The sequence below is a fragment of the Shewanella sp. H8 genome (genome assembly GCF_040285065.1).
Classification (GTDB): domain Bacteria; phylum Pseudomonadota; class Gammaproteobacteria; order Enterobacterales; family Shewanellaceae; genus Shewanella; species Shewanella polaris.
This window is the reverse complement of sequence record NZ_CP157213.1, coordinates 3,096,710-3,117,302: the sequence shown is the minus strand read 5'-3', so window position 1 is coordinate 3,117,302 and position 20,593 is coordinate 3,096,710. Positions and strand designations below refer to the sequence as shown.

At 39.7% G+C, this 20,593-nt stretch carries 14 protein-coding genes; 6 read left to right on the top strand and 8 right to left on the bottom strand.

Annotation, left to right across the window (positions count from 1 at the left end):
- Positions 1–44: 44 nt before the first annotated feature.
- Positions 45–3,116, bottom strand: a complete 3,072-nt coding sequence (locus tag ABIS04_RS13485) for an efflux RND transporter permease subunit (RefSeq protein WP_350431400.1) — start codon at positions 3,114–3,116, stop codon at positions 45–47.
- Positions 3,113–4,234, bottom strand: coding sequence for an efflux RND transporter periplasmic adaptor subunit (locus ABIS04_RS13480; protein WP_350431399.1), 1,122 nt, complete (start codon positions 4,232–4,234; stop codon positions 3,113–3,115). Before ABIS04_RS13480 ends, ABIS04_RS13485 begins: the two co-directional genes overlap by 4 nt.
- A 221-nt stretch (positions 4,235–4,455) precedes the next feature.
- Between ABIS04_RS13480 and ABIS04_RS13475 the strand changes: the two genes are divergently transcribed.
- Both ABIS04_RS13475 and ABIS04_RS13470 read left to right on the top strand, forming a co-directional pair.
- Entirely contained in the window at positions 4,456–5,106 is a 651-nt protein-coding gene (locus ABIS04_RS13475) for a TetR/AcrR family transcriptional regulator (protein WP_350431398.1), read from the top strand.
- A 134-nt stretch (positions 5,107–5,240) separates the two neighbouring features.
- Positions 5,241–6,173, top strand: a complete 933-nt coding sequence (locus ABIS04_RS13470; protein WP_350431397.1) for an autotransporter outer membrane beta-barrel domain-containing protein — start codon at positions 5,241–5,243, stop codon at positions 6,171–6,173.
- Between the two features lie 143 nt (positions 6,174–6,316).
- Here ABIS04_RS13470 and ABIS04_RS13465 read toward each other — a convergent pair whose 3' ends face one another.
- Both ABIS04_RS13465 and ABIS04_RS13460 read right to left on the bottom strand, forming a co-directional pair.
- A complete protein-coding gene (locus tag ABIS04_RS13465; protein WP_350431396.1) occupies positions 6,317–6,763 on the bottom strand; it encodes an LPP20 family lipoprotein in 447 nt (148 codons plus the stop codon).
- On the bottom strand, positions 6,760–7,470 hold the full coding sequence (locus tag ABIS04_RS13460; protein WP_350431395.1) for a FlgO family outer membrane protein: 711 nt from the start codon (positions 7,468–7,470) through the stop codon (positions 6,760–6,762). The genes ABIS04_RS13465 and ABIS04_RS13460 overlap by 4 nt, the downstream gene beginning before the upstream one ends.
- Before the next feature lie 270 nt (positions 7,471–7,740).
- On the opposite strand from ABIS04_RS13460, the gene ABIS04_RS13455 reads away from it, so the two are divergent.
- From ABIS04_RS13455 to ABIS04_RS13440, 4 genes are all read left to right on the top strand, one after another.
- The gene (locus ABIS04_RS13455) at positions 7,741–8,949 is read left to right on the top strand and encodes a flagellar assembly protein FlgT (protein WP_350431394.1); all 1,209 of its coding nucleotides are present in this window, start codon (positions 7,741–7,743) and stop codon (positions 8,947–8,949) included.
- Positions 8,950–9,362: 413 nt separating this feature from the next.
- Positions 9,363–10,940, top strand: a complete 1,578-nt coding sequence (locus ABIS04_RS13450; protein ID WP_350431393.1) for a hypothetical protein — start codon at positions 9,363–9,365, stop codon at positions 10,938–10,940.
- A gap of 1,724 nt (positions 10,941–12,664) precedes the next feature.
- Entirely contained in the window at positions 12,665–13,309 is a 645-nt protein-coding gene (locus ABIS04_RS13445; protein ID WP_350431392.1) for a hypothetical protein, read from the top strand.
- Positions 13,310–13,394: 85 nt separating this feature from the next.
- On the top strand, positions 13,395–14,696 hold the full coding sequence (locus tag ABIS04_RS13440) for a relaxase/mobilization nuclease domain-containing protein (protein WP_350431391.1): 1,302 nt from the start codon (positions 13,395–13,397) through the stop codon (positions 14,694–14,696).
- 523 nt (positions 14,697–15,219) lie between these two features.
- Here the strand turns inward: ABIS04_RS13440 and ABIS04_RS13435 are convergent.
- The 4 genes from ABIS04_RS13435 to ABIS04_RS13420 form a co-directional block, all read right to left on the bottom strand.
- Positions 15,220–16,674: a UvrD-helicase domain-containing protein gene (locus tag ABIS04_RS13435; protein ID WP_350431390.1), complete on the bottom strand. Its 1,455-nt coding sequence runs from the start codon at positions 16,672–16,674 to the stop codon at positions 15,220–15,222.
- Positions 16,671–18,380 carry an AAA family ATPase gene (locus tag ABIS04_RS13430; protein ID WP_350431389.1) on the bottom strand — a complete coding sequence of 570 codons (1,710 nt, stop codon included), beginning with the start codon at positions 18,378–18,380 and terminating at the stop codon, positions 16,671–16,673. Before ABIS04_RS13430 ends, ABIS04_RS13435 begins: the two co-directional genes overlap by 4 nt.
- Positions 18,381–18,573: 193 nt before the next feature.
- Positions 18,574–18,786, bottom strand: a complete 213-nt coding sequence (locus ABIS04_RS13425) for a hypothetical protein (protein WP_350431388.1) — start codon at positions 18,784–18,786, stop codon at positions 18,574–18,576.
- Between the two features lie 199 nt (positions 18,787–18,985).
- Positions 18,986–19,927 (bottom strand): HNH endonuclease signature motif containing protein, encoded by a 942-nt coding sequence (locus ABIS04_RS13420; RefSeq protein WP_350431387.1) that lies wholly within the window; start codon positions 19,925–19,927, stop codon positions 18,986–18,988.
- Between the last annotated feature and the right edge of the window lie 666 nt (positions 19,928–20,593).

The following is a 20,593-nucleotide window of genomic DNA, read 5'->3' as shown; positions in this document are numbered from 1 at the left end:
AAAAAGTAATGTTAAAAAATAGTAAACTTTTATAAACAACCAAATTATGTTAAGTGATTGTTAGTGTCTAAGTTAACTTTTTTTGTTTTCATCAATAAGGTATACATTACTGGCACCCAAATCAGTGACAGCATGGTGGCCAATAGCGTACCGCCAGCAATAGCGATAGCAAAGGGTGGCCAAAAGCCACCACCGGCGATAATCAAAGGTAAGAATCCACCTATGGTGGTAATGGTGGTTGATCCAATATGACGCCCACAACTGCTCACCGTACTAATGATTATTGGTATATTACCATTGCGTGCCTCGGGGATATCTTCTAATTCAGCTAAAATAACAATGGCGGCATTAATGGCTAAGCCCATTAAACCCAATAAACCGATGATGACGGTAAACCCAAACGGGTAACCAAATACATATACGGATAACAAGCCTAAACCTGCCGATTGAAATGCACTCAGTAAAATAATGGCGGTTAATCTAAACGAGTTGAAAGACAGCACTACCGTCGCTAATAACAAAGTGACCACCAACACAATATTAGACAGTAAATTACCTACAGCTTCATTGCGTTTTGCGCTTTCGCCGCCGATTTCGAGATGATATCCCGCTGGAATGGGTAAATTAGCAATAGTATCTTTAACCTCGTTTAGCACTTGTGCTGGTAATACACCACTGGTGATATAAGCCTCGATAGTATTAACGCGCTCACCATTTCTGCGGGGGATTGCACCGCGACTGACATTGATTTCATTATAAGATAATGCCGATAGTGGAATGCCTGACCCTGATGGTGACACCAAATTTATCTCGGCTAAACGCGTGGCTTGTTCGCGACTGTTATCGCCTAAACGAACACGTATTGGCAGTGATTCGGTTTGCTCTAAAATACTGCCACCAATGATGCCAGTGGTCGCCATTTGAATTTGATTAGCAATGTCGCTTAAACTTAAGCCGCTCATTAAGCTGGCGTCTTCATTCACCTGTAACCACACTTTTGGAGCGCCAGAACTGAGCGTGGCACGAGTGTGAATGACATCTGGTGTGGCGACTAAAATGCCGCGTACTTGTTCACCCAATGTTTTAAGGGTATCAAGATTAGGGCCATAAATACGCAGCTCAACAGGAGCGTTAAAAGGGGGGCCTTGTTCCAGTTTACGCACTAAAATCTGTGCTTGTGGAAATTGGGTATCAAACTCTTTTTGCAATTGTAAAATTAACCTATTGGCGGCGACATAATCAGTCACTTTAATCATTGCTTGAGCATAATGGGTTGCCCCTTGTTGCCGTTGAGTTAAGTTGTAATAGAAAGAGGGCGTATTACCGCCAACAACCCATGTAGCGGCGACAATATCGTCAATCTGTTGCAGCTTATTATCAATCAGTTTAACCTGCTCGAGAGTGTTATCAATACTGACATGAGGTGCCAAGTAGACTTCAATTTGAAACATATCGCGATCAGATGGTGGGAAAAATTGTTCAGTCATTTTCCCCGCAGCAAAAAAGCCTGCAACCGGTAATATTCCAATCACAATAGCGGTCAGTATTGGTCTTGTTAACGCAAACCTAAGGCTGGCAGTATATGCCTGACTTATTTTGGGAAATGCCATGCCTTGCTGATACCAAACCGTTGGTTTTTCACTGCGACTGAATCGACCCGCAAGGCCAGCAATAATGGTATGAGAAATAATATATGAGCCAAGTAAGGCGAACATGACTGAAATGGCAATGCCACCAACAAACTCACCCGCGGACCCCGGCATTAACACAATAGGCGCAAAGGCGAGCATAGTGGTAATGGTAGACCCCGCCAGTGGAAGCCATAAATGATGTAGTGTTTTCGATACCGCTTCCAGCTTACTCATACCTTGCTGACGGCGTTGAGCAATGGCATCAACAATCACAATCGCATTATCGACCATAATCCCCAGCGCAACCACTAAACCTGTTACCGACATTTGGTGGATCGGTAGGCCAGTATATTTCATGCAGGTAAGGGTAAATAACGCGGTTAATGGTAATGATATCGCCACAATAACCGCATTTCTCAGTCCTAATGTCAGCATCAGAACCACTAAAATAATCACAAATCCTTGTAACAGATTAATCACTAAGTCGCCTAATCGGTCACTGGTATAGCTTTGTTGGTCGAATAACCATTGAACCTTGATATTGGCCGGTAAATTAACTGAGAAATCATCTATAGCGTTGCTAACATGCTGTTGCCACACATCGACTCGATTATTATTGAGCATGCGCGCAGAGACTAATACGCCTTGTTGACTGTCGATTAAGGCGATACTTGATGCTGGGGTCTTAGCTTGGCGGGTAATATTAGCCACATCCCCTAAGCGAATAATTTGACCATAGTCATCTACTTTTAACGGCACTTGGCGGATACGATTTTGGGAATCTAACTCACCAGATACTTCAACTAAGGCTCTAAATTGGCTGTTATTAACTTCACCCGCTGAAATTTTACTGTCGGCATTATTTAAAATCGCGGCAATACTGGCGGGGGTTAAATGCAATTGGCTGATTTTATTGCCATCTAACTCAACTAAAATCTCTTCTTGTGGTGCGCCATAGAGTTTAACAAAATCAGTACCGCTGAGCAGCCTTAGGCGGCTTTGTAATTCTTTAGCATAACGATTAAGAATATCGGCTCTTACAGGGCTGTCGTCGGCCCAAACAAGCCCTAAAATAGCAGTGTTGGCATAACCTAGTTGATCATCTAATACGCTGTTTTGTGCTTCTAATGGCAACAATGATTCACTGTCGGCGATCAGATCACGAGCGCGTGACCACACCGGAGCCGTCTCTGTTACTGTGTCTTTTAACTCTAACTGGATAACCGAAATTCCCGGGCGAGAAGTAGACTGGACTAGCTTTAAATCTTCTAAACGACGTAATTGATTTTCTAACACTTCGGTCACTAGCGCTTCAACCCGCTCAGCAGATGCACCTGGGTATTGAGTGATAACAGATGAAAATCGGTTAGTAATATGTGGGTCTTCGGTGCGAGGTAGGCTTGAAATGGCACCTAATCCAGCAACAATTAATAATGCGATAAATAAGCTGGTTAGGCGGCCATTTTCTAAAAATGCTTTAATCATAGTGCCCCCGTTTTCTCTGCTTGAGCGAGAGTCACTTTTTGGTCAACGACCAATTTATGTAATCCTTGTGACACAATTAGATCGCTTGGTTTTATGGCACCTTGAATATACGCTTGTTGTTCATTGGTATAGATAATCTCTACATCGCGACGTTCAATGGTATAAAAACCTTGCTCAGCCTCAACTAAGGCAAACACATTCCATAATCCGCGAACTCCGTCAGTTAAGGCCGACATTGGTACCCAATAACCAGGTTCCAGAACATCTTGCTGATAAGCTAAATAGGCTATCTCACCATTGATGACTCTTGCTGAATCTGGTAACAGAATACGTAACTGAACTGTACGGCTAATCGTGTTCACTTCGGCGCTTATTCCGGCAATTTTAGCTGTAAAGGTTTGTTTACCTACACGGACATCTACCATCTGCTCGGCGGTTAACTGCTGTGCGATGTCAATGGGTACCCCAATATAAGCCACAGACTGACTGTTACCTACTAAGGTGAAAACCGGACTGCCTAGCGCAATCACTTCGCCGACATTATGAAAACGTTGACTGATTTTTCCATTGAATGGGGCCAGTAAGGTTGATTTTTCAATTTTTAAATTGGTCGCACTTAAGCTGGCGTCTATACGCTTATGGTTAGCTTGTAAGCTGATAACTTGTTGTTGGGTTTCATCGAGTTGCTGCTCAGACACATAGTTTTGTTGCTTCAACTTTTGAGTACGAACTAAGGTGCTTTTTGCTAAATCTATATCTGCCTGAGTTTGTAATAAACTGGCTTGTAATTGCTGCTTTTCTGCGATCAATAAATCAGTATCAAGCTGCGCTAATATTTGTTCTTTGCTAACCGTATCGCCACTGTCGACCAGGATATTATTGAGTTTGCCCGCAAGTTCAAAGCCAATTCCGGTGGTATTGGCTGAACGAATCGTACCCGTGTAAGTTTGCATGTGCTGATAACGGTCGCTTAACGACAAAGGCTGTGACAATACCGTTTGATACTCAGTTGTTTGTGAATGCTCTTTTACCTCAGAGCCACAACCGCCTAATGCGATGAAGCTTAAACCTAGCGCCAAGTATCGAATGATTGGGGTGAATGTCTTTGATGCGTACATAAAGTGTCTTCCTTGCGTAGTAATAGGTTGTATCTGTCTGGCTTATCTTAATGAAAGCATTTATTTCAAACCACAATATGTAATTTAAATGTTAATTAGACTCAGTAGTCTAGTTTTATAAGACTAGACTGTCCAGTCTATTTTTGGTTACTATAACGCTAATTAATGAGCGGTATTATTGAAGCTCGATTTTACTTAATGGGTTAATTTACGGAACCAACATGACAAAAGAACACACATCGCTTAATAATGACGGACAAGTTAATTTGAGCCGCAGCGAACAGAAGCGGGCCCAGATACTTGAATCTGCGATGGAACTCTTTGGTGAACAAGGTTTTCCTAATACCAGCATGGATGAAGTGGCTAAGCATGCCGGCGTATCAAAACAAACGGTATATTCATATTTTGGTTCTAAAGATGATTTGTTTGTTTCCGCGATTGAGTCTAAATGTGTTGTGCATCAACTCACTGACGATGCCTTAGTTGATGCAAGTAAACCTCAACAGGTTATTTTGCAGTTTGCTCAGCAATTTGGTGAGATGATTGTTAGCAAAGAGGCCATGACAGTATTTAAAACCTGCGTAGCTCAAGCTGATACTCACCCAGAAGTGTCTAGATTATTTTATGACGCTGGCCCCAAGCACGTACTCGGACTGGTTAGAAATTATTTAAAAAAGGTCAATGATCACGGCGAATACTTGTTTGAAAATCCGCATGAAAGCGCAGTTAGATTATGTTTAATGTTATTTGGCGAACTTAAATTACGTCTAGAGTTAGGCTTGGAGATCGGTGATTTACTGATATCCAGACAAGCATACATACAAGATACTGCCGTGATGTTTTTGCGAGCTCACCAAGTTGACGTAAAATAAACCATAAAAGTTGAACCTAATTGGCTCGAAAACAGTATTGCTATTCCATTAAACCAAAGTGTAATGAAACCAAGGTTCCATTACACCAAGGTAATATATAATTTACCTCATTATTTGAAGGGAAGCAGATCAATATGACGCTTTATAACGTTAACGTAATTCAGCCAAAATCATTGAGTAAATCAGCTTTGTCAATTTTGTTGGCATCAAGTCTGCTGTTTAGTCAGCAAGGTCTAGCTGCCCCTGATCGTTCACCGTTCTCACTCACCATCGCCCGTACATCAACGGGTACTGCAAATGTTGGGACTGATGACGCTAACGCTAATCAGTTACAGCGAGATACATGGAAAACCAGTTTTTCAGCTAACATGCCACTTAATCGCCAGTGGTCCATCGGTGCCAACATAGGCTACAACAACCTCGACTACGACTGGCAAATAAATCAAAGTACCCCGTTAGTGAATAACATTCAGCCTTGGTCAACTATCCATCAGTACAGTGCAGGATTATCGTTATCATATCGACCTGATAACCATTGGATGTTTTTAGTTGCGCCTAAATTACAATATGCCTATGCCGATACCGCATCTTCTTCAAATGCACAAAGTTATGGTGTGGTTGCTTCGGGTATGTACCGTTTTGACTCAGGCAATATGTTGGGTTTAGGCGTGGCATATTTAAATGATATTTCCGAAGTGCGAACCGTGCCCTATATTGCGGTTCGTTGGCAAATAAATGATAAGTGGGTGCTTGCTAACCCATTCCAAGCCGGTTTTAGTGGTCCAGCAGGATTAGAGCTAAGTTATCAATATAATACCGATATTGATTTTGGCGTTGGTAGTTCAAAACGAACTGAACGTTTTTTAATTGCTGATGATGATCAAACCATCGAAGTAGATGAATGGGTTGGTTTTGTTCGTGCTGGCTGGAAAGCTACCGACAACATTAGCCTTAACGCATATGCTGGTTATTATTTTGCTGGTGAAATGGAATTAAGTTACCCAGACGTTACCGAAGATATAGATGATCAAGCAGCATTTGGCTTGGTATTTAAATTATCGTTTTAACAATGAGCAATAACAGCCGATAACAAAAAAGCCGCTTAAATTAGCGGCTTTTTTGTTTGGTAATTTTGGTTTAAGCAAGTTAATTAACTCAAATATTAGTTAACAACATTAGGTATCAAGCTAATCCAAATCGTCTTTGCCACTTAAAAGTAGGTAACGTCTTTTACGCGTTTAGAGCGGTTTTGTTGCTCGTACAATTGCCATACTTGTTTAAAGTCAAGAGCTAACTCAGTTACGTAAAACTCACCAGAAGGGTAGGTCTTAACCACTTTTGCACCACGGATAATACCGCTCACGCTAGTCTTAACGTTATCATCAGTTAATAACCACTCACTTACGTCGCTATTAGCGGTAACTTTTTGGCCATAAACTTGTTCTGCTAACTCACGATAAGCGGCAACTTTTGACGCTTGCATCGCCATTAAAATACGATGTGATGCTTCTTTACTCGGCTGTGTTGCTAAAGGCGCGTAACCAATTGCTGTTAGGGTTGGAAACGAGGCTGGTGCTTCTGTTTCCCACTGAACATATTTATCTTTGCTCACACATCCGCTTAGCAGCAACAGCATAATTAACATCAATGACTTCATAGCTTATCTCCTAATACGGTGTAACGACTGTCGCCTCGCTTTTCGTGGCGATACAATAAGCCGTTGCGTGACTCAATTATTTCAGAAGGTTGTAAATAACCCGACAAACTCGATGCTGCCACAAATGATTGCACTGCAGTCAGTACCCGATTATTGGTGACATTTACCACTCGGCCATTAAATATAATGCCTTCAGGTGTAAGTGCCATGGTTGACACCAAAACATGTGATACCGGTAAGTCTGAGCGTAATAGCTCCCAATTCCGACTCAACATAAACTCGCCTTGTTCTGTCGCACGTAAACTAGTCGCTACATTTAAATCCACTAAGTTAAATTCATGGGCATGAAAGGCAGCAAGTAGCCCTTGCTGTAACTGTAAAGCTAACTCATTGGTGGTATTTAAATTACTGGCCATAACTGGCGTAGAAATAAGCAGTGGTTGATCGGGGCGTAAAGCATCATTCTGTAATACTAATTCGTTGACTAACTTTTCGGCCCACACATTAACTTGCCCTTTAGGCGATAATCCAACGTCCTGAATATCATAAGCTAGCGTTTTGTTTTTAGCGTTATTTTTATCGGTAACTTTGACCAGTTTTCCGTTGTTACTAAAGGCAAGGTTATTGGCTTCGTTAGGCGTTTGGGTACATGCCACTAATGATAACGATGCGAGCATGACAGTGGGGATAAAAAGCCTGTTAATCATAATAATTCCTCTAACACTTAATGCTGCAAGTCTTGGTATAAATGAGCTATTTAATCACCTTGTGTACCATCAACTAAGGCCATTAACTTACTTCTTTATCGTTCGTCACCTTATATCGGCAAAAGCACAAAAAGCTTTACTATAATTGTACTCGATCGAAAAATAACTACAAAAATGTTAATAGGCACAATTTTTGCTTTGTTAAAAATAGAGTAAGCTTAATTTGTGTAATTAGGCCAAATTGACGTTTTTTTGACATTAGGACATCGCATGCTGATCAGACAAAGCCTTACTAACCGAGCTAATTCCTTCAGTCATATTGCTGTAATAGCCATGTTATGCGTCAGTGGCTTATTGGCGACAATGTCTGCATCGGCTGAACAAATTGAAGTTACTGGCAAGGCCAAAATTGTTAATGGCGATATTGATAAAGCCCGCGAAGATGCCATTAGCCAAGCATTAAATTATGCCAGCTTAAAAGCCGGGGTTAACTTTTCCAGCCAACAACAAGTCAATCAAGGTCGGCTCACTCAAGATACCTTTCAAATTCAACGAATGGGATCGGCTAATAACGTTGAATTAATGAGTGAAATGATCAGCCAGCATACTATTACCGTGGTTTTACAACTTGAACTCGGTGAGCAAGAACCCGATGCACAATGCAAAAGCCAATCGCTTAAAGCCGCCATTATGTTGCCACAAGCCTATTTACAAGAACGCGCCCAGTTACGCTATGGCCAGCTGGCCAATTTTGAACAACGTATTACAGAACATCTAGGTAAAATTATTAATGCGCAATCGCGTTATAGCTTTGCACGATTACATGCCGATGAAAAAATTGATAACACCAATCAATTGGTGAATTTTAAAGGGTACCGTATTCCTAGTTGGCTTGGCGAGATCACCGATAGCCAATATTTATTGCAACCAGAAATTATTGATATTTCAACTGAACCAGTACAAAGCAGTTATATGGGCTTGGTCGACGATGATCCGCTAAGGCAATTTATTATAAAGTTAACCCTTTATCATGCTATCAGTGGCGAAGTGGTTTGGAGTGAATCTTTCACAACCTCCGCGCCTTGGGAATTTGAAAGACAAGAAATCGTTTCACCTGCTAACCAGCGCTTTTGGCGCTCATCTTATGGTCAGGCTATAAGTGATATTTTACAACAAAGTGTTATGTCATTGGATAAACAATTAAATTGTCGACCATTATTAGGCCAAATTGTTGCCAGGCAAGGGGATAGAATTATCATTAATTTAGGTCGTAAAAATGGCGTTAAAATGGGTGATAAATTCCAAATCGTATTACAGAAAAATATCCCAGACAGATTTAACTCCATGCGCGCTATCGCCACAAAAAGTCGTGCCAATGTGGTTATCGAACAAGTTACCGAAGACAGCTCAACAGCAATATTTGACGGTATCGACAGTGCAGACAATATTCAAGTCAATGATATTGCCATTAAGAACTAATTTATAAAGAAATGGGGCCGTTAAAAACTAACAATCTAGAGTATTAGAGTTTAATAAATAGATCTTAACAAATAGGCCGTAAGCATTTGTTGGTTATTAATCAAGCAATTAAATTTAAAAGGTTTAATTCAACTATAAACTCAGTATAATCACAGGGTCTCTCTATAGCTCAACAGGATAGAGCAGCCGCCTCCTAAGCGGTTGTTTGTATAAGTAGGTGTAAATATTTATATCTTTATATTTATAGGTGCTAATAATAAAACCCTTTATATATAAGCATTTATGGTTATTTCTTGGCGAGGTGAAACATTTTTACTTAAATCTAATAATTCCTAATCTTTTAAATAATGATATGAACAATGATATTATGATATGAAAATGATACAAAATGCATTTCAAAAAGGTTTTGGGTTATGGCAAAAATGATAATCAAAAAAGAAGATTTCATACTATCTGATTACATTAGTAAAAATGTTACAAAGCAAAGTACCTTTATGTTTAAAGAGATAGGTATAAAAAAACTTCCTTACATCGAAAAAGGCTCAAAAGACTTTTTTGATGCTACTGTAAGTGGTGGCGGTTTCTCTCTTGTACTAAGACTAACTAAAAGATCAAAAGTCTTTTACTTTAAACCAACAAATGGCTCGATGAAAAAAATCGGCTCTTGGCAAGAAAGAACAGATAGTTGTCACTACCCATCAGGTTTTTATAGCTTAGCGATGGCTAGAGTAGAATTTAAGAAAATATGTTCACAGTGGGATAATTTCTGTGCTGAGTCAGCAACCACCGGAGAGTGGACAATTGAAAGATACCTTGATGAGAAGTACGTAGAAGATAGGAAATCAATAAAAATAAAAAATGGAGGCATCAAGCCAATTGAAAATTTAAAGGTACTCAAGGCTATAAAATCTGACTTAACCCCTTTTATAAAAAAAAGAATTAAAGATGTAGACGAGGTATGGATCAAGGAGCTTATAGAATATTGGGAAACTCCAAAGGAAAATCCGACAAACGGTGTAGTTAAAGTAAAGTCCAAAAGATCGCAGCGAAAGTCATATACCGTAATAAACTCGATGTTTAATATTTGCTCCAAAGCAAAATATATCACACACAACCCACTTGATGGATTCAATTATTTATTTAAAGACGAAGAAGAGTACGAGCGAGAAATAAACACTTATGATGTCAATCCAGACATAGCATTAAGATTTCTTTTTGAAGAAGCCCCCGGAAATTTAGCCGGAAAAATAATTCTAGCTACTATGATCATGGCTGGAGTTCGTAATTGTGAAGCATATAGAAACTTCCGACTCAACTTTCAAATTGAAAAAAAGAACTTGCACATTCCGTCGTCTATAAGTCGCAAGACAAAAAAGAAGCGTGATATCCCGATCGAGTCTGATTATTATTGGTCTCAAGTCATTATATATCTAAGTAGTAGTTATTACTTTGAAAACGACCATGGGCATATGTTTCCTAGTCATAAAATGTCTGAAACTGGGCATGTAACAGAAGGGGTTATACGTGATTCATGGAAAGCGATGAAATTAAATTTCGGATTTTTAACCACAGACAGGGCATATGACTTCAGACATACATTTGCTACTAAAGTGACTAAAAAAGTTGGTGTAGAGACAGCAGCTAAAATAATTGGTGATAAACCAGAAACTTTGATGAAGTACTACTTAAAACATGAAATTGATGAAACGAGACCGCTACTTGCTGCAATTCAAAATGGAAGCGCAAACAGACAGCTTGTCAAAGAAGATACTAGTGATACTAATGATATGGTTCAAGCTACTGCTCTGGGTATGCCAGATGCAGTTAAGGAAGCATTTGAAACGTACAAAAATGGCAAAGTATTGCCGAATTACAACATGATGTATAAAAGTCAGTGGGATTTATTTGTTTCAAAAATTCGTCAGCTATCAGAAAAAGGAAAGATTAAAGATGCTGATATGTGGTTAATGCTTCAATCTGAAGATGTTTAATTAATCAAGAGGGAATAGAAGTTTTTTGTGCCGGCTTTATCGAAGTTAAACCAGTTAATTCAATCAACCACCTGGCTTGCAAATGAATACTGGCTACTGTTCCTGCGAAGCAGGGCTAACGACAATTGTTATTACTATTTATTGATCGGCCAGTCACTGTGTGACCGAAGAATACAGCCAGTTAATTAGAGGCTGACCATAACAGTTACTCTAGTGGTTACGAACTTAGCCACACTTATCGTAATGTGAATTAGTGGATTTTGATCATTAACTCTAAGGAGCTTTTGTCCAGAAATTAGTTAGCCAGGCTGACTCATTTTTGGCCCTTTATCATTAGGGTTAAAACTAATTCAAGCTTCATTTATTTGAATTTTCCATACAAAAACTAATGTGGGATTAATCTTGTCAAGAAAACTAGTGACTTACCAGAGGCCATCGCTAGTCATAAACGGCCACAGCAGTATCTACACTTGATTTATTGTCTCTTCGATTTGGTCATATCTAGTAATATAATATTTATCAAGCGAATGATCACTTCAACTATGATGCGTTAGGGATACTATCTGTATCAGGCTAAAGTATTCCACCGAGAATTTTAAAAACTATTGGTAGATCTTCTTTGTATGTAGCTATGTAGTTAGAGGTAATGACCTTTGCAACTTGGTCTTCAAGTCTTTTACTTTTAATCAACTCACCATGCTCATCGCCTTAACTAACATTAATCAAAAAGTTATTTTAAACTAAATATGTTGGCCATAAAAATGGTATGACAATGGTTTTAAAAGAAAAGGCGAAATGGCGTAGCTAACTTGGTCACCTAGTTAGAGGATAATCTAAACAGTATTCCGAGATTTTTGAGTTTTTCCATAATTATCGTAATATGAATAAAGTAATATTGAGTATTAACTCTAACGAGTTTCTGTCCAGTTATGAGCACAACATGGCAAATGTATTCCTTTTTTAAATGATCTCGAACCACTTTTTGACTAAGTTCTTATTACCACTATAGTGAGGCCCTCTTTATTGTCAAAGTTTGCACTTAGGTCTTGCGAATCTCTTAATCGCAAAAATAAACTGCACTCATTGACTGCGAGCGCCAATTTATAGTTTTTTCATTTTTAACTGTCGCAAGGTTGGTTTGCAGTAACAATAAGTTTTGGTATACCTCTCGCAAATGCATAGAGCAATAATTTTTGTATTTCGCAATACAGGAGTGCGAATCTATATTTTTTGACATTATCTATAATTTTAATATGAACTCTTTTTTTGTATAATTAATACACAAGTGACACGGTTATTGCCGTTAGTGACACTGTTATTGCCACTAATGGCACTAATTTTATATTAAAACAGATCGGAAAACTCTCCCTAAATCCACTTCATAAATTATCACTTTACATGACAAGTTTGAAATTATTAATAGTATAAAAAATACTCATTTTTATTGGGTAAAATGTTATAATTAAATCTATAAAAACGATATAAAACATATAGATAATTGACAATAATTGTTTTTTTAATATGAAGTGTTAGGCAAGCTATATTTACAGCAGCGGAATTTTCGGTAGTACTACGTACCCCCTTAACCCCCCTACTTGTAAAGGTTCAGTCCTCAAAGTCACTACGTGTCATCTGCGGCTGGATAGGTGCTCAATGCCACTTCGTGTCATCTGCGCTTAGTAAATAAAATAATAGAAGAGGGCCTAAGCCCCGGGAGTTTTAATATGTGCAATAAAAGAAAACCAGGTAAGAATCCAGAAGAGGGCCAAAGCCTCGGTAATGTTAAAATTAAAGAACGCGGAAGACCAAGTAAGGATCCGGAAGAGCGCCGAGACGCTCCGGTAACATTCAGAACCACCCAAGCAGAACGCAATCTATTTACATGCATAGCAAAAGCAGCCAAGTATAAGCAGCGTGGACTATTTATGTATGACCTCGTATTTAGCATTTTAGCTCAAGAAAAATTTACACTGTTAATCCCTGGCGAACCAGCCGAAGATTTACGACGTCATTACAAAATCTCCTCTACTAATTTAAACGCACTTAAGCGTGATTATTACTACCTTGCCGAACGCGGCATAAATGCAGAGTCAGAGCGTAAAGCATTAAGAATTGAACTCTCAGAACACTGTCGACTAACTAAAGAACTCCATACCCAGACATTTAGAAAGCAAATTACATTGCCTGTTAACCATGAATTCTGGGAACAATTAGCAATTGAAAGCGAGACTGGCAATATAGACTTACTAACTACAGCTAAAAAATTAATGGCGGTTAGAGAAACTAAAATAGGTACTTTACAAGAAGAAATTGCGGAGCTAGAACTAAGACTGCACGAGCTTAAGTCAAGAGTATTTACAGAGGATTAAAGCCACTTGTCCTTGCCGGTGTGTATCGGCAGGGACAAGTGGCCAGAGGGTTATATAGGCTCAAATAATAAAAAAGGGGTGCGGTATGATATATAAAGACTTCCAGGACAGATCCGGTATCAGAGCAACTCTTGAGTATTTTTTGCGTGCAAATGATGATCACGAGCACGCAATGGGCAATATAGTATTTGTTCAAGGCAGCGCGATAAGTGACGACCCAATATCTATAAATACCGATGGTACAGCAGAAGTTAACCTAGACGAGCTGGTAGCAGAATTTGAGCAGCAAGCGGGGTTATATGTCGGCACTAACCGCGACGGAAAGCTATATAACCACTCAACATTAACTTTACGCTATGAAGACTCATTAACAGATAAGCAGTGGGCAGAAGTGATCGAAGAATTCCAAGCTGGAATGGGCTACGAATTTGATAACAGTTTATTTTGCGGTGGCATCCATAAAGAAAAGAAAAACTTACATTTACACATCGGAGCATGTCGAGTTGATAGCGACGGGAAATTAATATCAAAACACAACCACTACGAAAAAGCACAGCGAGTCAGGGATCGTATATGCCAAAAATTTGGACTGACAGCGCCTGAAAATTCATTTGATTTTCTGTCTAAAAATGCCAGCAATGACCATTTGGATTTTGTAAGCCTCGATAAAGCTCGAGGAAATAAATTTAATAAAGATTTTTCGTATGTCGACGAACGCAACTTAATACGCACTAAAATAAAACAAGTATTTGAACATGACAAACCGTCAACCATTACTGACTACGTAAAATCATTAAAAAAACGTGGTGTTACCATCGAAGCTCGCGAAGATAAAGTGGGTGAATGTATGGGGATATCATACAAACTAAAAGGCAGTGATAAGTCTCATAGTGGCAGCAACATATCGTCGACTCATGCGTCGTGGGGATCACTTTTAAACCCTGAACGGAAAGGCTTAAACTACCACCCAGCACGCGATAATCCTACTTTAGGACTTACTGGAATACGTGTGAAAGTTAAAGTAACTAAAAAGCAAGTATCTACTATTAAGCGTTTAAGACTTAATGTAATCGTTCGCAGATATGAAGGACAATATTATGCCGATTTAGCCTTTAGATGCGGCGACGTCGAAATGCTAGCTGAGGCAATTATGGAAATGATTTTAAAAACTCTTGCTCTAATATTTTGCGGCGGTTATGCAAGAACTTACACGCCTTTGGAGCTTAGCCGGTCTATTATCGAGCATGATACTAACAATGAAACCGTATATGACGGATCAGACATACAGCAGTGTATGCAAAACGTGATGACTGACGCTATGACATGGAAAGATGAAGACAGCGATACCACTCAAGACCTGTGCTTTGGATGGGACAAGACAGCATAATTAAGTCAAAAACAGTTTTATGGGGGAGTGGAACAGATTTTACATTAACAGCGCACAATGCCTCACTAAATACCACATTATCGTAAGACATATTATAGTTTGATAAATTTTCAGAGGACAAATTTTATTTTTTGATAATAAAGCTTGATCACTTTTGGACAGAATGTATGAACGATCTCTCGCGATTCTGTTCCTGCCAAGTAAACTACTGGACCTCGCTACTTTATTCAGAGCCATAGGGGCATCTGGTTATACAGATGGTTCACTCTTATCGTGGTGAACAACGCTTCATACTACTTCACGTCGCATGGGCTGAAACGTTTTAGGTATCAAACCCAGTAATGGACAAAAGTGAGTTAGGTCACTAGCTTTAATTCATGAGTTTCGGATAATATTTTCTATGGGGTTGCGCCCGCAACACAGAGCCAATTGGAGCAAAGTGAAAAATTGTTCCGAGTATTTGAGCTTGATACATGATCTGCACGGCCCAAAACGGATGTTTGGCAATTATCTGTGGTTGATATTAGGCTTCCTCTAATTTTTCTTCGGTTTTGTGGTTTGGTAGATTCGGATTTAGTACTTCAAACCCAATAGATTCAAGGCTCTCAACAATGTCATCATGCTTGTACCCTCTGCTAAGCAAAGCCATGTCTACTGCTACAACAAGCTCTGACTCAGCTCTCGTTAATGCGACGTAGACCATATTCCAAGTCTTGTTGAACTTGGTTACACCATTCTGCATTAAGTATTTGAATATCGCTGGCGTTAAGATTAAGACACAAACCTTAGACTCTAAGCCCTTAGTTCGTTGGATGCTGCTTATTGCATACTTGGCCGAATTGTCCTTAGATGAACTAAATTGCTCGGCCGAGCGGCAAAGTTTTATGAACAGCTCTTTGTCATATGGAATTTCCAGCTTGGCAAGAAATTTACGTATTGATTTGTTGTTGTCATTCTTGGATAACAGGGAGGCAAAGAAACGCTGTAATGAATATATGACCACGTCTTTTTCGTATTCGGGAAACTTTACTGTAAGTAGCTCTTCTACCTCAGGATCAAACTCGGGTAGTGACCCTGCTTGTTTGGTTGAGTAATTACCTTCTTTTCTGAAGATGCTCACTAAGCTTCCATTCTCAATGTGATGACAGAGAACTTCGTCGTAATGATCATCTTCAGAAGTGATGTATGTTAGGCATCCTTCAACTTCTGACAAGCTAGTTTGCTCTTGGCCTTTGGGGCAAAAGGTGTTTGAGAGGTCAAGAATTCTCTGTGGAACCCTACGAGAAGTAGTTATATTCGGAAGTACTTTAACTTTTTCGTTGGCTTTGTTCGCAGCTAACCAGTCTGTGAAAGATGTTGGATAATCTATTGCTTGCTTAGGGTCACCCACCATGTAAATGTCAACCGAATTCTCGCCGATTTGTTGAAAAGCCTTAAGAGCTGTTTCATCAAGATCCTGAGCTTCGTCCAGAAAAATCTTATCAATCGCGCTACTTAGTAACTTGTGAACTTTCCTAACTTTAGACTTCTTTTTCTGGCTGCTATGTTTGGAGTACTTTTCATCGACAATTCTCCATGCCGCAGCATATGTCTCATCGACATGTATCACGCCAATCTTCTTTAGCCTGCTAATTGTGCTCGCTGATTCTCGTCGTTTTTTTTCCTCAGACTTGCCAGGAGGAAAGTTTGAGAATGTTTTGCATCGAGATGAGGTGGTGTGTATTTCATTTAGAACAAACGGAGAGTAAGGGTAAATGATCTCATTCAATAGGAACGTATGAACAGTGCAAACTATGATATTTTCTGGCAAGTATCCAAATTGCTTGATGATAGCTTCGGAAATGTTCTTCGCGGCATTATTGGTATAGGTGATGGCAAAGATCTTCTTATATGACGAAGCATCATAGTGCTTGATGATCTTCTCAGCTAGGCCGTGAGTCTTACCAGCACCTGCTCCGGCTATTTGGACTTCAATCATTTCATGAAGTCCAAGGCTTCTAGAATGTGCTTGGGTAGCATGATCGGATCTTTGTTCATTTCATCTAAGATAGAGTCTGCAATCTTGAGCATCCTTTCGGCTTTACTATTTTTCAGGAACTCGGCCATATCTTTCGGGGTTTTGTACGTCTTGTTGAACAGCGTGTTTAGGCGATGAAGGTTTCCAGCTGTTCCAGCTAGATCGTCTTCGAGCGTATAATTGGTAGTTGTTCTTACTCTTATATTGTCGTTTTCGATATCGTATTTTTGGTGCTTGTCTTTGGTTGCATTATTATCATCATAATCACGTATGATGCTTAGCTTCTTCTTTGGTTTGCCTTTATTGACTTGCAACCAGACGTCCATGAAAGTTATGAAGCCAGTTTGCTCGATCGATATTACTTCAAGACTACTCAAATTCTTGTTATTACGGTAGAGGATGGCGTTGATCAGCATCTCTTCGGTAGTGCCTTCAACGAGTACAGTCTTATTGCTTAGTAGCAGTTTTAGAATATCGAAGTTAGGCCGCTTACGAAGATAGTTAGTGAGATGCTTCTTACTATCAGTTAGGTGTATAGCCTCATTTCCAGATAGGACGATTACGTTAGTTAGCTCAAGTTTATTGATGACCTGAGGGCTATGGGAGCTAATTAGCGTTTGTAGAGATGAGCCGCCTTTTTGTGTGCTCTTGTATATGAAGTCAGTTGCGAAGCGGAGGTTGTTGACGCTAAGGTGTGCTTCAGGTTCTTCGATACAGCAGAGGTTGAGTGCATTCTTGTTGCTTTTGAAGAACTCAAATAATAGGTAAATGAAAACAAGATTACGATACCCGAGGCCACGCTGATATAGGTAGCTTTCACCAGACTTCAAGGTGATGTTGGATAGGATGCTCTTTAAATTTGGCAGGTTAGGGATACATTCAAGCTTATCAACAATTTCGTCGAAGAAGTTCTCGAAGTCTGGATCAGGTGTAACGATTTTTTTGAATGTCTCTGTACTTTCGATTTCATCAAAGAAAGAAGTGTACGCGCTGTTAATCTTGGCCTTGTCGGAATCCTCGAGAGCGGAAATAAGCATTTTTGTCAGAATGTTGTTTGATTTCTGTGTATTATTTTCAGCAAAGTCGTCACGCTCGGCGTTGATAGCGTTGATGGCTATAAGTCTTAAATCAGAATAGCTAACCTTTAACCCATTATTGCTTTGCGTTACATCATAGTCGTAAAGCTCAATTGGTAAGTTAAACCAGCGTGTATCTTTGATATCCTCAATGCCGTCGAGTAATTCTTTGGCACTATTTACAAAATGATCTGCATCTTTAGGCCTGAAATCGTACCGAATCTTATAACTCTCGTCGGCTTCGTCTCCGATTATCCACTTACCAATAACGCCTTCTTCAATAATGTTCTTTGGGTCAGTGAACTCGACCTCAACTCGAACCTTTGGAATCAAAGCCTTGATCTCATCATCTCCCTTGCCGTTGATGATAGCTTGATAAAAGTCTTTGATTGCATCGCGGTTGATGTCCGATACAGATAGACGTTTCTTATTGAAGCTTATGTCGTTGCTATTAAGTGGCAGAGCAAGTGCGTCAAATAGGTTGGTTTTACCTGCTTCGTTTTCACCGATAATTAGGCTAAGTGGTGAAAGTTTGATCTTGAAGCTTTTGAAGGCTCGGTAGTTTTCAATTTCGACCGTACGAATGTACATTTGTATTCCATGTAGTTATTGTTAGTGCTCCTGTTTACAAAGTTAACACTAAACAACCCAAGCTAAAAGCAAACTGAATCGCCACCATTACTCTAGTCAATATTTAGCATTACTAAAACTTGGCCAACTCACCACTGACAGAGTAAGTTATCTGCCGCACCGATAACTCGCAATGGGGCAAAAATGAGTCAAATTAGATGCGGTAATGCTTGTCTTCATAAGCTTCGACAAATGAGATCAGCTTTTCAAGCTCTTTACCTTCCAGAGTCCCAGGCCCTGAATCGAATATAGATTCAATTCTTTTCAATGCAGCTTTGTACTGAACTTTTGAAGGCTCAATACCCAGTTTATAATCATCTGCTTTGTAAGAGGGAGAGCCCTGAACCTGCTCTTTTTCTGACGACAACTTTTTTATTCATTTACCGTTTCTCGACTACAAAATACATTAGGTGTGTATAGCATAGTGAGTTGCTAGCCATAATGTAAGGCATGGCTAACAACACAAAATGGGGCATAAGTAGTCTAATGAAGTCGTGGCGATCCAAATCACATAACAAGAGTTGCCCGATGAGGCTTTGTAGTGTTAATTGCTGCTATCGTCCCAATTAACTAAAAGGCTTGCCAAAATCATCAGTGCCTTGGTTTAGGAAATTATTGTAAACATCGGAAATGTATTGGTAGGTGGCAAGGTCAACAGAGAATTCTTTGTCTTTGAAAGGCGTGTAATCACTTTTATCCAACTTTTTAGATAACAGCACTTTAATGCGTCCCTTTTGTTTGAGTGGCTTGAATACCATGAGTGGAGCTTTGCCGCTCGTTAATGCGTGGATATCGCAGCGCAATAACAAGCCGTTGTGTGGTTCAAATTGAAACCTATCTTGCTTATCCATATCGGTGTAGCTTTTTATATGAGCTCCTTCGAGAACCTTACTAATATTGCAGCCAGTGACGACGCAGCGGCCACCATATTTTTGATGTAATGCCTTGGTGAAATCACGTTGCTCTTTACTATTCCGAGTGAGACTAGAGTTAAAATCAGCTTCAACAGCACCAGATTGGGACTGCTGAGAGGGGCGTTCAATACCGACAAACTCGCACACATAGTTACACTGTTCACAGTATCCAAGGAATTGAAGTAACTTTGATAGTTCATGACTGCTGGCGGCGCTATTGCCAAGTGCATTGACAGAAATTGTCTGCTTGAAAGTGAATTTAACCCCGAGCGCATTAGTAAGCGATTCCCATTCGGATCTGTGTTGCTCATCAGTGCCGTTCAAGTGGAAATGAAAGTCCTGCTTAATTTTTTTGATCGAAAATAGGGTTTTCCCGCGTTCCATGCCAAAACCGATAGATGGATTGCCTTTGTTCAGTGTGTAGGCTGCAAGCCCTTTAGTGAGCTGGTGGCCACGGAGGGTGGACAGTAGTAGTTGCATGCCTTGACGCGCATTTTCATTCTCCCCGCTAACACTTAAATGTGTTAAAAACCCTCTCTGAGCAGACAGTGGTATCGATTTCTTGAGCGGATAGGATTTCTTTGGGGCAGACATTAAGCATTTTCCTTACTGTAATGGAGTGACTTCGATGTGCTGATCGCTCTCTGGTACGGCTTGATTTATATAGACACTCTGTAGCATTACTAAAATTTGGTCAACAAGATCTAGCTTAATGCCGCCACTAATAGGCGCAGTAAGAAGGAATGGGGCAGAAATGATTTACCCTAGATAGCTCATTTTTGGACAAAAGCTTCTTAGTGCTATTGCTCAGCTTGTGTGGGGATCGATTAGAAAAAGTACTGGTAACGCAACACTACAATTAGGAGTGTTGCGGAAAATTGTTCTGAGTAATTGCGCTTGTTATATATACAACCAGCGCTCTTCTGGTATTTCACATTCGGACCTTGCGATTAGGTTCTAAAATACCCAAATTTCCAGTTAAAACCATATTTACTCATAAGGCTTCAACTCAAAACTTTTGTTAATCACCACCAATCTTTTTCGACACCGAGTCAATATGAAAAAGTATTTCAACAACTTTGCTCATTTCTTAAAATCCCTCAAAAGGAGCTAAATTACAGTCTTTATTGCCTTCGGCATGGTTATATAACCAAAAAGTTAGTTGATGCCGTTGACGTCTATCTAGTGGCTACCAACGTAGGTACCAGTGTAGAAATGATTCAAAAGTTTTATAGTAAACTAAATTCAGTAATGCGAAGT

Coding starts and splice junctions, on each gene's coding strand:
- ABIS04_RS13485 (WP_350431400.1), bottom strand. CDS start 3,116: ATGATTAAAGCATTTTTAGAAAATGGCCGCCTAACCAGCTTATTTATC.
- ABIS04_RS13480 (WP_350431399.1), bottom strand. CDS start 4,234: ATGTACGCATCAAAGACATTCACCCCAATCATTCGATACTTGGCGCTA.
- ABIS04_RS13475 (WP_350431398.1), top strand. CDS start 4,456: ATGACAAAAGAACACACATCGCTTAATAATGACGGACAAGTTAATTTG.
- ABIS04_RS13470 (WP_350431397.1), top strand. CDS start 5,241: ATGACGCTTTATAACGTTAACGTAATTCAGCCAAAATCATTGAGTAAA.
- ABIS04_RS13465 (WP_350431396.1), bottom strand. CDS start 6,763: ATGAAGTCATTGATGTTAATTATGCTGTTGCTGCTAAGCGGATGTGTG.
- ABIS04_RS13460 (WP_350431395.1), bottom strand. CDS start 7,470: ATGATTAACAGGCTTTTTATCCCCACTGTCATGCTCGCATCGTTATCA.
- ABIS04_RS13455 (WP_350431394.1), top strand. CDS start 7,741: ATGCTGATCAGACAAAGCCTTACTAACCGAGCTAATTCCTTCAGTCAT.
- ABIS04_RS13450 (WP_350431393.1), top strand. CDS start 9,363: ATGGCAAAAATGATAATCAAAAAAGAAGATTTCATACTATCTGATTAC.
- ABIS04_RS13445 (WP_350431392.1), top strand. CDS start 12,665: ATGTGCAATAAAAGAAAACCAGGTAAGAATCCAGAAGAGGGCCAAAGC.
- ABIS04_RS13440 (WP_350431391.1), top strand. CDS start 13,395: ATGATATATAAAGACTTCCAGGACAGATCCGGTATCAGAGCAACTCTT.
- ABIS04_RS13435 (WP_350431390.1), bottom strand. CDS start 16,674: ATGATTGAAGTCCAAATAGCCGGAGCAGGTGCTGGTAAGACTCACGGC.
- ABIS04_RS13430 (WP_350431389.1), bottom strand. CDS start 18,380: ATGTACATTCGTACGGTCGAAATTGAAAACTACCGAGCCTTCAAAAGC.
- ABIS04_RS13420 (WP_350431387.1), bottom strand. CDS start 19,927: ATGTCTGCCCCAAAGAAATCCTATCCGCTCAAGAAATCGATACCACTG.